Below are 12969 nucleotides of genomic sequence, written 5' to 3'. Positions count from 1 at the left end.
CTCGGTTTACGGCTGTCTTGCGCACACATATTGCAGGGCTTCTTGCCCTTGCACTCATATTAAAGTAGAAAACAGTTCCTCTCCACCGGCGCTGTTTTCGAGCGAAGTGGAGTTCTGGTTGAAACCGGATAAAAACGACAGGACCTGTATTGTTACGCGCGAGAGCGGCCCGGCTGTAGATCTCATCCGGTTTGTGGCTGCACCCGACGGCAGTGTTGTACCGGATCTGAAGCGCAATTTACCCGGACGCGGATGCTGGATTAAAGCAGAACGGCATATTGTTGATGAGGCGGTTAAACGCAAACTGCTGCCCCGCGCACTGAAAACGCAAGTTTCGGTGCCGGCGGATTTGGGCTCTCTGGTCGACAGGCTATTGACAAAATCCGCGCTGGGCAGTCTAGCACTGGCCAGAAAGTCCGGTGCTGTGGTGACAGGATCGGCGAAAGTTGATTCTGCTGTGCGTACCGGCCGCGTTACAATGGTGCTTCATGCGACAACAGCGGCTCCCGACGGCATCCGAAAGCTGGATCAGGCGCGTCATGCGAGGAAGATGGCAACCGGAGCAGATATAAAAGCCTATTCCCTTTTTACAGGGGATGAAATGGATTTGGCATTTGGCGGCGGAAATGTAATACATGCCGCCGTGATTGAAGGAACGGCAGCAACCGGGTTCGTCACGCGGGCGCTTCAGCTGCATAAATATCGCGGCGAGAGCGCAGCGAACTTGGAAAATCTGGCAGCCACTGCTGCAAAGGAAACGGAATCGGAATGAGCGACAGTAATTCAAACGACGACAAGACGCTGAGCGTCGACACAAAAAAGACGCTGACCATCAAGCGGCCAGGAGTCGAACAGAGCACTGTACGGCAAAATTTCAGCCACGGACGCAGCAAGTCGGTTGTTGTTGAGACGAAAAAACGTAAGTTTACCCGTCCTGACGAAAAACCTGAAGCTGCAGCCGCTCCGGCTCCTGTTCAGCCAGTTGCACCGGCTCCGACACCGGCACAAGCTGCTCCTGCTCCGGTTGCTGAAAAGCCGGCCGTGATTGCAGATGCGCCTAAGCCTGCGCCTGTTACAGAAACTGCTGCGCCTGTTGCAAAAACAGAAAGCGCACCGGTTGCTCCGCAGGCTGCCAAGCCAGCTGAAGCCGCAGTTGCAAAACCTGTTGCACCTAAACCTGCAGCGCCTGCTGCTGCCCGTCCGGCAGCACCGGCTGCTACAACCCGTCCGGGTGCCCCTGCGGGCAATCGTCCGGCCGGTGGTGGCTATAACAAGCCGCAGGGTTCCCGTCCGGGTGGCCGCAATGAACAGCGCAACCGTTCCAATGACCGTCCGGGCATGGTGTTGAACACCCTGTCCTCTTCGGAAATGGATGCACGTCGCCGCGCCCTTCAGGATGCGGTAATCCGTGATGCGGAAGACCGCAAACGCGCTGAAGCAGAAGCGATCCGCCGCGCAGAAGAAGAAAAACGCCGTGAAATCGAGCGCCTTGAATCTGAGCGCCGTCAGGCTGAAGAAGATGCACGCCGCAAGGCAGAAGCTGAAGCCAAGGCTAAAGCTGAAGCTGAAGCACGCAAGCGCGAACCGGCTGCACCTGTGCGTCCTGCTGCTGCACGCCCTAGCGGCGATCGTCCTTCGGGTGATCGCTCTGGCGGCCAGAACCGTGGCCCTGCTGGTCAGAACCGTCCAAATCAGGGCGGCTACAACCGCACCGGCGGCGCACCTGCCCCGCGCGATATTAATGCTGAAGCACCGCTGGCCGACAAAAAGCCGACCCAGCAGGTTCTGAACCGCAAGCCGCAGAATGATGATGATGATGATCGTCGTGGTGGTGCAGGCGTACGTCGTAACGTACCTGCGAAGCCGGAAGTGCGCGCTACAAAGCCGACCAAGGCTGAAGAAGATCGCCGTCGCGGCAAACTGACCCTGAACAGCAATCTGGAAGACGAAGGCCGTTCGCGTTCGCTTTCGGCTATGCGTCGCCGTCAGGAAAAGTTCAAGCGTTCGCAGATGCAGGAAGTCCGTGAAAAGATCTCCCGTGAAGTGACTATTCCTGAAACCATTACCATTCAGGAACTGGCACAGCGCATGACGGAACGTGCCGTTGACATCATCAAATACCTGATGAAACAGGGTCAGATGATGAAGCCGGGCGATGTGATCGATTCCGATCTGGCACAGCTGATTGCGGAAGAATTCGGCCATACTGTTAAACGCGTTGCGGAATCCGACGTTGAAGAAGGTATCTTCAACGTGGAGGATAATCTCAGCGCAATGCTGCCGCGTCCGCCGGTTGTTACCATTATGGGTCACGTTGACCATGGTAAGACCTCGCTGCTCGATGCAATTCGTCAGGCAAATGTGGTTTCGGGTGAAGCCGGTGGTATTACCCAGCATATCGGTGCTTATCAGGTTGAACAGAACGGCCAGAAAATCACCTTTATTGATACGCCTGGTCACGCCGCCTTCACGCAGATGCGTGCCCGTGGTGCACAGGCAACCGATATCGCCATTCTGGTGGTTGCCGCTGATGACAGCGTGATGCCGCAGACGATTGAATCGATCAACCACGCCAAAGCGGCCGGTGTTCCGATCATCGTGGCGATCAATAAGATCGACAAGCCGACCGCTGATCCGCAAAAAGTACGCAATGCCCTGCTGCAGCACGATGTGTTTGTAGAAACCATGGGCGGTGAAGTGCTTGATGTGGAAGTTTCCGCCAAGAACAAAATCAACCTCGACAAGCTGCTTGAAGCCGTTCTGTTGCAGGCTGAAATTCTTGATCTTAAAGCCGATCCTGAGCGTACAGCTGAAGGTGTGGTTATTGAAGCTCAGCTTGACCGCGGTCGCGGTGCGGTTGCAACCGTTCTGGTTCAGAAAGGTACATTGCATCCGGGCGAGATCATCATCGCCGGCAGTGCATGGGGTCGCGTTCGCGCCCTCGTCAATGACCATGGCGACCATGTGAAAGAAGCATCCCCTGCAATGCCGGTGGAAATTCTCGGTCTGTCCGGCACTCCGCAGGCTGGTGACCGCTTTGCGGTTGTTGCCAACGAAGCAAAGGCGCGCGAAATTTCTGAATATCGTCAGCGTCTTGCCCGCGATAAGGCCGTTGCCCGTCAGGCAGGCTCGCGTGGTTCCCTTGAGCAGATGATGTCTAATCTGCAGTCGAGCGGTCTCAAAGAGTTCCCGCTGGTTATCAAGGGTGACGTGCAGGGTTCGGTTGAAGCGATTATCGCTTCTCTCGACAAGCTCGGCACTGATGAAGTCCGCGCACGTATCGTTCATTCGGGTGCCGGTGGTATCACAGAAAGCGATATCTCGCTGGCTGAAGCATCAAATGCTGCCATCATCGGCTTCAACGTCCGCGCCAATAAACAGGCTCGTGATGCAGCCGAACAGCAGGGCATCGAAATCCGCTACTACAACATCATCTATGATCTGATTGATGATGTGAAAGCAGCAATGTCCGGTCTTCTGCCGCCAGAACGTCGTGAAACCTTCATCGGTAACGCTGAAATTCTCGAAGTCTTCAACATCACCAAAGTCGGTAAAGTTGCCGGTTGCCGTGTTGTTGACGGTAAAGTCGAGCGTGGCGCCGGTGTACGCCTTATCCGCGACAACGTGGTTATCCACGAAGGCAAGCTCAAGACACTCAAGCGCTTCAAGGACGAAGTTGCCGAAGTGCCGATGGGTCAGGAATGCGGTATGGCATTTGAAAACTACGAAGATGTACGCGCAGGCGACATCATCGAAGCGTTCCGCGTTGAGATGATCACGCGTACGCTGTAATCAGCAAAGCAGCGGCAGTTATCAGAACTGCCGCTGCTTCATTTCTCGGGCGGTTTACACTCATCTTCAGACATAGTGCCGCTCTGAATTTTTAATTGGCCGCATTGTCATAATTGTCAGGCTGTATCAGTCTGGTTGTGAATAGGATGAAAGCCTCGCTGGCTTTTCCGCAATCATGCAATTTGTACAGTTGCCGACCGATATTTGGCTCAGATTTTGGAGTCCCCATGTCCCGTTTTTCTTCCACAGGACCATCACAGCGTCAGTTGCGCGTCGGCGAACAGGTTCGTCATGCCGTGGCTCAGGTGCTGTCACGCGGCGAAATCCGTGACGATGTTCTGAATAATACCGTTGTTTCCATCACCGAAGTGCGCATGTCGCCTGACTTGAAAATTGCGACCTGCTTTATTAGCATAGTCGGCAATACAGACGTGCAAACTGTTATTAAAGCACTGGCAAATCATGCGAAATTTCTGCGTGGCCGCGTTGCGCCGCAACTGCGCCAGATGAAATATATGCCGGAATTCCGTTTCCGTCCGGATACCAGTTTCGACAATTTTGCCAAGATCGATGCCTTGCTGCGCTCACCGGAAGTTGCGCGTGATCTGCAGCAGGATGACAGCGATGAATCCGATACAGAAACACATAAAGATAACGAGAATAACGGCTGATGGCACGCAGAGGTAAGAAAAAAGGCCGTCCGGTTTCCGGATGGGTGATTTTTGACAAGCCGAAAGGCATGGGCTCGACCGAGGCCGTTTCCAAAATCAAATGGCTTTTCAGTGCTGAAAAGGCCGGTCATGCCGGTACGCTCGATCCGCTTGCTTCCGGCATGTTGCCGATTGCTCTGGGCGAAGCCACCAAAACCGTACCTTACGTGATGGACGGCACGAAAATCTATTCCTTCACCGTGACCTGGGGCGAAGAACGCTCCACGGATGATCTGGAAGGCCCTGTCACCAAAACCTCTGATAAGCGTCCCACAGAAGACGATATTCTGGCGCTTCTGCCAAACTATATCGGTACTATTCAGCAGACCCCGCCGCAATTCTCCGCCATTAAAATTGACGGTGAACGTGCCTATGATCTGGCACGCGGTGGTGAAACAGTTGCTATTCCTTCCCGTGAAGTTGAAATTTTTCAGCTTGAGCTGGTTGAGATCAACGAAGCCGGACAGGCCGTGTTTGAAGTTGAATGCGGTAAAGGCACTTATGTGCGCTCGCTCGCCCGCGATATGGGACGCGATCTCGGCTGCCTCGGTCATATTGCGGAGCTGCGTCGTCTGGAAGTTGCGCCTTTCAACGAAGATGATTTCGTAACGCTTGCAGAGCTTGAAGCCGCATGGCCGCCGCTGCCGCCGAAATCTGATGATGAAGATGCGGAACCTGCACCTGTTGCACCGCGTGATTTCTCAGCCCTTGATGATTTTATCATTGATACCGGTGCAGCGCTGGAAGATCTGGTACAGGTTGCCTTGTCCGACGATCAGGCTCACCGTGTGCGCATGGGCAATCCGGTGATCTTGCGTGGCCGTGATGCACCGCTGGAAGCGGATGAGGTTTGCGCCAATCACAAAAACCGTTTGCTGGCTATCGGTTACATTGAACAAGGCATGTTCAAGCCGAAACGTGTTTTCACTTATTAATCGAGCGATTACAGTTCCGCGTATTTTATTAAAAAGCCTGCATTGCAGGCTTTTTTGAAATGTGTCTGGAAATAAGCCACAGTTTCGATTATATGATCGTCAGGTTCCGTATAAGGCATTAGTCAATGCTGACTGTACAGAACTGAAGTAAACGGCCCCGGCTGGACGACATCTTGGCCACGGGCGACATTTCTCCTCTTAAACAAAAAGGACATTCCGATGTCGATTACTGCTGAACGCAAACAGGCTCTTATCAAAGAATATGCAACCAAAGAAGGCGATACCGGTTCTCCTGAAGTACAGGTAGCCGTTCTTTCGGAACGCATTTCCAACCTGACCGGTCACTTCAAAGGCCACAAGAATGACAACCATTCCCGTCGTGGTCTTCTGAAAATGGTTTCTCAGCGCCGCAACCTGCTCGACTACCTCAAAGGTGTTGACGAAGCGCGCTATCAGAACCTGATCGGCCGTCTCGGCCTGCGCCGCTAAGCGCATCATCCGGCGAAAACCTGTAACGGTTTTCGCCGGAATTTTTACCGGAGCAGGACTTTTCATTAAATCTCTCCGGCAACAGAGCATAGAGGGCTCAACAGTCTGAAAACGCTCTGTATTATACAATAATGCATTCTCCGTGCGTGTAAGCGCCAAAACGGGAAAAATGCAGCAGGGCTTTAACAATACTGTCGTAAAAGCCCGATATGGAACTGTATTGAACAGGTTCCGCAGGCAGGATTGCAGGCAGCTCGTCCTTATCCGAGCTTCTTGTTGTCTTGCCCGCTCCCTGTTCCAAACCGGAATATTACATGCGCTGACATCAGCGCAGAACATAAATATTCCAAACCAAGGACAAGATATGTTCAACACTCATAAAGTTGAAATCGAATGGGGCGGCCGTCCGCTCATTCTCGAAACCGGCAAAGTCGCCCGTCAGGCAGACGGCGCGGTTATCGCCACTTACGGTGAAACAATGGTGCTGGCCACTGTCGTTTCGGCCAAGGAGCCAAAGCCGGGTCAGGACTTTTTCCCTCTGACTGTAAACTATCAGGAAAAAGCCTATGCAGCCGGTCGTATTCCTGGCGGCTACTTCAAACGTGAAGGCCGTCCGAGCGAAAACGAAACTCTGGTTTCCCGCCTGATCGACCGTCCGATCCGCCCGCTTTTTGCAGACGGCTACAAAAACGACACACAGGTTGTTATCACCGTTATTCAGCACGATCTGGAAAACAATCCGGACGTATTGTCGATGGTTGCCGCTTCCGCAGCGCTCACCCTTTCCGGCGTTCCTTTCATGGGCCCGATCGGTGGTTCGCGCGTTGGCTACATCAACGGCGAATATGTTCTGAACCCGCATCTCGACGAAATGGCTGAATCCAAACTGGATCTGGTTGTTGCCGGTACCAGCGATGCTGTTCTGATGGTTGAATCCGAAGCGCAGGAACTTTCTGAAGAAGTCATGCTCGGCGCTGTTGTTTTCGGTCAGAAAGGCTTCCAGCCTGTGATCGATGCAATCATCAGCCTTGCTGAAGTTGCTGCGAAAGAACCACGCGACTTCCAGCCGGAAGACCTGTCGGCTCCTGAAGCCGCAATGCTGGCAATCATCGAAGATGATCTGCGCGCAGCTTACAAAATCATCGACAAGCAGGCTCGTTATACCGCTGTTGATGCTGCCAAAGCTAAAGTTAAAGCGCACTTCCTCCCGGAAGATGCGGAAACAACCGAATATACTGCTGAGCAGATCGGTACTGTTTTCAAATCGCTGCAGGCTAAAATCGTTCGCTGGAACATTCTGGATACCGGTAGCCGCATTGACGGCCGCGATCTGGTAACCGTTCGTCAGATCGTATCCGAAGTTGGCGTTCTGCCACGCACACACGGTTCGGCTCTGTTCACCCGCGGTGAAACACAGGCAATCGTTGTTGCAACACTGGGTACCGGTGAAGATGAACAGTTCATCGACACGCTGGCCGGCCTGCAGAAAGAATCCTTCCTGCTGCACTACAACTTCCCGCCATATTCCGTTGGTGAAACCGGCCGTATGGGTTCCCCTGGCCGTCGTGAAATCGGTCACGGCAAACTGGCATGGCGCGCAATCCATCCGATGCTGCCTGCCAAAGAACAGTTCCCGTACACTCTGCGTGCGGTTTCTGAAATCACTGAATCCAACGGTTCGTCCTCCATGGCAACCGTATGCGGCACCTCGCTGGCACTGATGGATGCCGGTGTGCCTCTGACCCGTCCTGTAGCCGGTATTGCTATGGGTCTGATCAAAGAAGGCGACCGTTTTGCAGTTCTTTCCGATATCCTTGGTGACGAAGATCACCTCGGCGATATGGACTTCAAGGTAGCCGGTACTGAAAACGGCATCACTGCTCTGCAGATGGACATCAAGATCGACGGCATTACCGAAGAGATCATGAAAACCGCACTGGAACAGGCTAAAGGCGGCCGCGTTCATATTCTCGGTGAAATGGCGAAAGCACTGTCCGGCGCCCGCGCTGAACTCGGTGAATTTGCACCACGCATCGAAGTGATGAACATTCCGACCGACAAGATCCGTGATGTTATCGGTTCCGGCGGTAAAGTTATCCGCGAAATCGTTGAAAAGACCGGTGCAAAAATCAACATCGAAGATGACGGCACAGTCAAAATTGCTTCTTCTTCCGCCAAGGAAATTGAAGCAGCGAAGAAATGGATCCACTCCATTGTTGCTGAACCGGAAATCGGCGAAATCTACGAAGGTACAGTTGTTAAAACTGCTGACTTCGGCGCATTCGTAAACTTCTTCGGCCCGCGCGATGGTCTGGTACATATCTCGCAGCTGGCTGCAGACCGCGTTGCCAAGACCACCGATGTGGTTAAGGAAGGCCAGAAGGTCTGGGTTAAACTGATGGGCTTTGATGAGCGCGGTAAAGTGCGCCTGTCGATGAAAGTCGTCGATCAGGAAACCGGCAAGGAAATCGTTGCCGAGAAGAAAGAAGAAACCGCAGCTGAATAAGCTGATTTCGAGTTTCAAAAAGCCCCGCATAGAAATATGCGGGGCTTTTCATTTAAAGCATGCAGTAATTACAATCTCAGTTCAGGAGTGCGTTGTTTAAACCGGCTCAGCCTGAGTCTCAGCTTTTATGCCCTTTTGCAGCCAAGCCTCCTGATGGGCACAATCGGTAATTGCCTGTGCCTCACTGACAGCCATAGTCAGCAAATAGGCAAAGAAACTCTGTTTGCTTTTATGGGCCTGTGAAATCATCTCATTCAGTTGCAACAAGCGCGCCTGATGTTGCGGCAGACATGTTGCAAAACATTGCGGCTGACAACATTTGCGCGCCATAGTACTACTCCCCCGCGAGCAACACAGCATTACAGATAGTTTGAAACTTTAACCGATAATAAGTTCAATATAATATCTGCCAGAAACCACCTACTGTCATCCTTCTCAGGTAGAAAAGACCAAAGAAATTTTATGATTACCGGCGCCCAAAACACCCTCTTTCTGCCCTTTGAGAATGAAACACTTGATCTGCCGCAGGCGGGAGAAAAATATCTCTGCTTCGGCATCAGTGCCGACACGACACTCAGCACAGAGTGGAAACAGGCACTGCATTGTATTCAGCCATTGAGGCCGGAATGGCTGGCGCTCAATAAAGCCGGATTTCATGTCACGCCACGGATCAGCGAAAATCAGACCTATGACGGCGGCATGATTTTGCTCGGCAAACATCGCGGCCGCAATGAGGAATGGCTGGCGACATTGCTGACCCAAGTCAAAGCCGGCGGGTTGATTATTATCGCCGGTGACAAAAAGCTTGGCATTGACAGTTTCCGCAAGCGCAGTGACCAGATTTCAGCTTCCATCGACCGCCTGTCCAAGAACCACGCTGTAGCCTACTGGCTGGCGCGCCCTGAGGCGATTGATGCCGGGATCACACAAAGCCTCATTCCGGAGCAAAAGCGCGTAGACGGGCGTTTCTGGACGAAAGCAGGCATGTTCTCCCATGGCGAAGCCGACAAAGGTTCCGCTCTGCTGGTGCCGCATCTCAAAAACATCGCCTTCGGTCATGTAGCGGATTTGGGTGCTGGCTGGGGTTATCTGAGTGCCGCCTGTCTCGACAATCCGGACAAGCTCAGCCGTATTGATCTTTATGAAGCGGATTTTGAGGCACTGGAAATTGCCAAAAGCAATCTGGCTGAACTCAACAGTTCAGTACCGCTGCACTACTACTGGCATGACGTCGCTTCCGAGCCGATGACAGAGATTTATGACACGGTTATCAGCAATCCGCCATTTCACACCGGCCGTAACACCGATATTTCGCTCGGCCAAAGCTTTATTACGGCAGCAGCCAAACGCCTTAAATCCGGCGGACGTTTCCTGATGGTGGCAAATCGTCAGCTTCCTTATGAGGCTGTCTTGAAACAGCATTTCCGGCAGGTCATGCCGCTCACTGATAAAGACGGCTTCAAAGTCATCGAAGCACGAAAATAAAAACAAAAAAGCCGCGCAATGCGCGGCTTTTTTCATATCATATGTAACTGGCTTATTCAGTGCCGGTCGCATCCGAGCTTTTCAGCTCTTCCAGCGTCGGCATGGAGACGATGTTGTAACCTGAATCCACAAAGTGAACTTCACCGGTTACACCGCTCGACAGATCCGACAGCAGATAGACTGCGGATTTACCCACATCATCAATATCGACTGTGCGGCGCAGCGGCGAATTGCGGCGCTGATACGAGAAGATCGCGCGTGCATCACCGATACCGGCACCGGCCAGTGTACGCACAGGGCCAGCCGAAATAGCGTTGACGCGGATATTCTGCGGGCCGTAATCGGCAGCCAGATAACGTACCATGGCTTCCAGAGCGGCCTTGGCAACGCCCATCACATTGTAGTTCGGGATGGTGCGGGTTGAGCCGCCATAGGTCAGTGTGAGGATCGAACCGCCGTCTTTCATCAGTTTCTCAGCACGCTGAGCAACTTCTGTGAAGGAATAGGCAGAGATCACCATTGTCCGGCTGAAATTTTCGCGGGTGGTGACATCCGCATAACGGCCTTTCAGCTCTGTTTTGTCGGAGAAACCAATAGCGTGAACGATAAAGTCGAGTTTGCCCCATTTTTTCTCGATCTCGTCAAAGACCGCATCAACAGTTGCAATATCTTCCACATCGCAAGGCAGTACGAAATCCGATCCGACCTGCTCCGCCAGCGGTTTCACGCGCTTGCCAAGAGCATCGCCCTGATAGGTGAAAGCCAGCTCAGCGCCCTGATCGGCAAGATGTTTGGCAATACCCCAAGCAAGAGAATGGTTGTTTGCAACACCCATAATCAGCCCGCGTTTGCCCTTCATTAAATCCTGCATACTCTCTCTCCGTCAGCCCTGATAGCGCTGGAATACCAGCGTTGCATTCGTTCCACCAAAACCGAAGGAGTTGGACAGTACCGTGTTAATTTCTGCATTATCGATGCGCTTACGCACAATCGGCATATCCGCGAAATCCGGATCCAGCTCATCAATATGCGCGCTTTCGCAGATGAAATTATTCTGCATCATCAAAAGCGAATAGATCGCTTCCTGAACGCCGGTTGCACCCAGTGAGTGACCGGTCAGCGACTTGGTTGCCGCAATCGGCGGGCAAGCATCGCCTGAACCGAAGACTTTACGGATTGCTTCGATTTCCGGTGCATCGCCCGCAGGGGTCGATGTGGCATGCGGATTGATATAGTCAATCTTGCCGTTTACGGTTGACAGCGCCATGCGCATGCAGCGCTCTGCGCCTTCGCCCGATGGGGCAACCATGTCATAACCGTCTGATGTTGCGCCGTAGCCGACAACTTCACCGTAAATCTTGGCACCGCGCGCCAGCGCAGTTTCCAGATCTTCCAGCACCAATACACCGGCACCGCCTGCAATTACAAAACCGTCGCGGTTTTTGTCATAGGCGCGGGATGCACGTTCCGGTGTATCATTATATTTCGAAGACATCGCGCCCATGGCGTCAAACAGTACCGAGAGGGTCCAGTCGAGGTCTTCACAGCCACCGGCAAACATACGGTCCTGTTTGCCATACTGGATCATCTCAACCGCATTGCCGATACAATGGTTCGAGGTCGCGCAAGCCGAGGAGATCGAATAATTGATGCCCTTGATCTTGAAGAAAGTCGCCATCGTGGCCGATGCGGTGGAGCTCATGGCTTTCGGCACTGCGAAAGGACCAACGCGTTTCGGGCCTTTGTCGCGGGTAATATCAGCAGAATCCACGATTGTGCGGGTGGAAGGACCGCCGGAGCCCATAATGATACCGGTGCGATCGTTGGAAACCTGTTCTTCGGTCAGGCCTGCATCGGCAATCGCCTGATCCATGGCCACATGGTTCCATGCGGTACCGCGACCGTGAAAACGCATTGCGCGGCGGTCAACCAGCGCTTCAACATCAATCTGCGGTGCGCCCGAGACCTGACAGCGAAAACCGAGTTCCGCCTGATCTTCAGCCCGCCGGATACCCGATCTGGCCTCAAACAAAGAGGTCAGCACCTCTTCGGTATTATTGCCAATCGAGGATACAATCCCCATTCCGGTAACGACAACACGCCGCATTGCGTTCTCCTTTGCACCTGTTCCCTGAATGACACCCTGTTTTTGCGGATGCCGCTACGCGGTTACATAAGTGCGACTTTTACATATTTTGAGAGCGGCCACATAAAAGCTTTCAATTAGATGTGGTCGCGCCCGTGGATAATACTCTTTTTGAGGCTATGCCCGTCGCGGTCTTTACGACTTACGACTCACTGTCTTTCGACAGGCCTACGCGCAGGTCACTTGCCTTGTAAATTGTTTCACCGTCTGCCTTGAGCCAGCCGTCAGCTGTACCCAGAACCAGACGACCGCGCATAACGCGTTTGAAGTCGATACCATATTGCAGAAGTTTGGTATGCGGGCGCACCATGCCTTTGAATTTGACTTCGCCGGTCGACAGCGCCATACCGCGACCCGGCTCACCGAGCCAGCCGAGGAAAAAGCCTGTCAGCTGCCACATGCCGTCGAGGCCGAGACAGCCAGGCATGATCGGATTGCCCTGAAAATGGCAAGGGAAATACCAGTCATCCGGGCTCACATCATATTCAGCGCGGATATAGCCTTTGTCGAACTCGCCACCGGTTTCGGAGATTTCAGTGATACGGTGTACCATCAGCATCGGCGGCAGAGGCAGCTGGGCATTGCCCGGACCAAACATTTCACCGCGAGCGCAGCTGAGAAGCTCCTCATATCCGTAACTTGACTTCTGCTCTGCCATTACCGACTCCAATCATTTATCTGTCTGTTGTCTGGACAGCCCGAAACGAACACATTCGTCAGGCTCAGACAAAATCTTTGCACACCCCTAACACAGAGTGTTTCCTGCTGTAAAACACCTGCAAGAAACTATTTGCCTGTCAAGATATACAGGAATAGCTATTGCCAGTCATTCGTTCAGCGCATATATCAATCTTGTGACAGGATGGGCAACAGCCCTCAAGCATTAATTTTGAACCAATTTGTTTC

Annotated in this window: 10 protein-coding genes and 2 pseudogenes; 8 read left to right on the top strand and 4 right to left on the bottom strand. The window is 53.0% G+C overall.

Annotation, left to right across the window (positions count from 1 at the left end; translation table 11 throughout):
- Positions 1 to 118: 118 nt before the first annotated feature.
- The 7 genes and pseudogenes from K1X45_RS10590 (at position 119) to pnp (ending at position 8432) form a co-directional block, all read left to right on the top strand.
- On the top strand, positions 119 to 772 hold the full coding sequence (locus tag K1X45_RS10590) for an RNA-binding protein (RefSeq protein ID WP_084664797.1): 654 nt from the start codon (positions 119 to 121) through the stop codon (positions 770 to 772).
- Positions 769 to 1074: pseudogene (locus tag K1X45_RS16080) on the top strand (translation initiation factor IF-2 associated domain-containing protein); the annotation flags it as partial. The gene K1X45_RS10590 and the pseudogene K1X45_RS16080, both read left to right, overlap by 4 nt.
- 105 nt (positions 1075 to 1179) lie before the next feature.
- Positions 1180 to 3792: pseudogene (gene infB / locus K1X45_RS10585) on the top strand (translation initiation factor IF-2); the annotation flags it as partial.
- A 227-nt stretch (positions 3793 to 4019) separates the two neighbouring features.
- Positions 4020 to 4463, top strand: a complete 444-nt coding sequence (gene rbfA / locus K1X45_RS10580) for a 30S ribosome-binding factor RbfA (RefSeq protein WP_220158784.1) — start codon at positions 4020 to 4022, stop codon at positions 4461 to 4463.
- Positions 4463 to 5437, top strand: coding sequence for a tRNA pseudouridine(55) synthase TruB (truB, locus tag K1X45_RS10575; protein WP_022711342.1), 975 nt, complete (start codon positions 4463 to 4465; stop codon positions 5435 to 5437). The genes rbfA and truB overlap by 1 nt, the downstream gene beginning before the upstream one ends.
- A gap of 219 nt (positions 5438 to 5656) precedes the next feature.
- The gene (rpsO, locus tag K1X45_RS10570; RefSeq protein WP_022711344.1) at positions 5657 to 5926 is read left to right on the top strand and encodes a 30S ribosomal protein S15; all 270 of its coding nucleotides are present in this window, start codon (positions 5657 to 5659) and stop codon (positions 5924 to 5926) included.
- A 364-nt stretch (positions 5927 to 6290) separates the two neighbouring features.
- The gene (pnp, locus tag K1X45_RS10565; protein ID WP_022711345.1) at positions 6291 to 8432 is read left to right on the top strand and encodes a polyribonucleotide nucleotidyltransferase; all 2142 of its coding nucleotides are present in this window, start codon (positions 6291 to 6293) and stop codon (positions 8430 to 8432) included.
- Positions 8433 to 8528: 96 nt separating this feature from the next.
- Here the strand turns inward: pnp and K1X45_RS10560 are convergent, their stop codons facing one another.
- Positions 8529 to 8762 (bottom strand): hypothetical protein, encoded by a 234-nt coding sequence (locus K1X45_RS10560; RefSeq protein WP_213599687.1) that lies wholly within the window; start codon positions 8760 to 8762, stop codon positions 8529 to 8531.
- Positions 8763 to 8894: 132 nt separating this feature from the next.
- Here K1X45_RS10560 and K1X45_RS10555 point away from each other — a divergent pair, with 132 nt between their 5' ends.
- Positions 8895 to 9917 carry a class I SAM-dependent methyltransferase gene (locus tag K1X45_RS10555; RefSeq protein WP_220158782.1) on the top strand — a complete coding sequence of 341 codons (1023 nt, stop codon included), beginning with the start codon at positions 8895 to 8897 and terminating at the stop codon, positions 9915 to 9917.
- 52 nt (positions 9918 to 9969) lie between these two features.
- On the opposite strand, the gene fabI is transcribed toward K1X45_RS10555, so the two are convergent.
- The 3 genes from fabI to fabA form a co-directional block, all read right to left on the bottom strand.
- The gene (gene fabI, locus K1X45_RS10550) at positions 9970 to 10788 is read right to left on the bottom strand and encodes an enoyl-ACP reductase FabI (RefSeq protein WP_075653974.1); all 819 of its coding nucleotides are present in this window, start codon (positions 10786 to 10788) and stop codon (positions 9970 to 9972) included.
- Positions 10789 to 10800: 12 nt separating this feature from the next.
- A complete protein-coding gene (gene fabB / locus K1X45_RS10545) occupies positions 10801 to 12024 on the bottom strand; it encodes a beta-ketoacyl-ACP synthase I (RefSeq protein WP_121992097.1) in 1224 nt (407 codons plus the stop codon).
- Between the two features lie 181 nt (positions 12025 to 12205).
- A complete protein-coding gene (gene fabA, locus K1X45_RS10540; RefSeq protein WP_028233733.1) occupies positions 12206 to 12721 on the bottom strand; it encodes a 3-hydroxyacyl-[acyl-carrier-protein] dehydratase FabA in 516 nt (171 codons plus the stop codon).
- Positions 12722 to 12969: the final 248 nt, after the last annotated feature.

It is taken from the genome of Pseudochrobactrum sp. Wa41.01b-1, assembly GCF_019464455.1.
Lineage (GTDB): Bacteria > Pseudomonadota > Alphaproteobacteria > Rhizobiales > Rhizobiaceae > Pseudochrobactrum > Pseudochrobactrum saccharolyticum.
The sequence above is the reverse complement of the archived record's forward strand: the minus strand, read 5'-3'. Positions and strand labels throughout refer to the sequence as shown.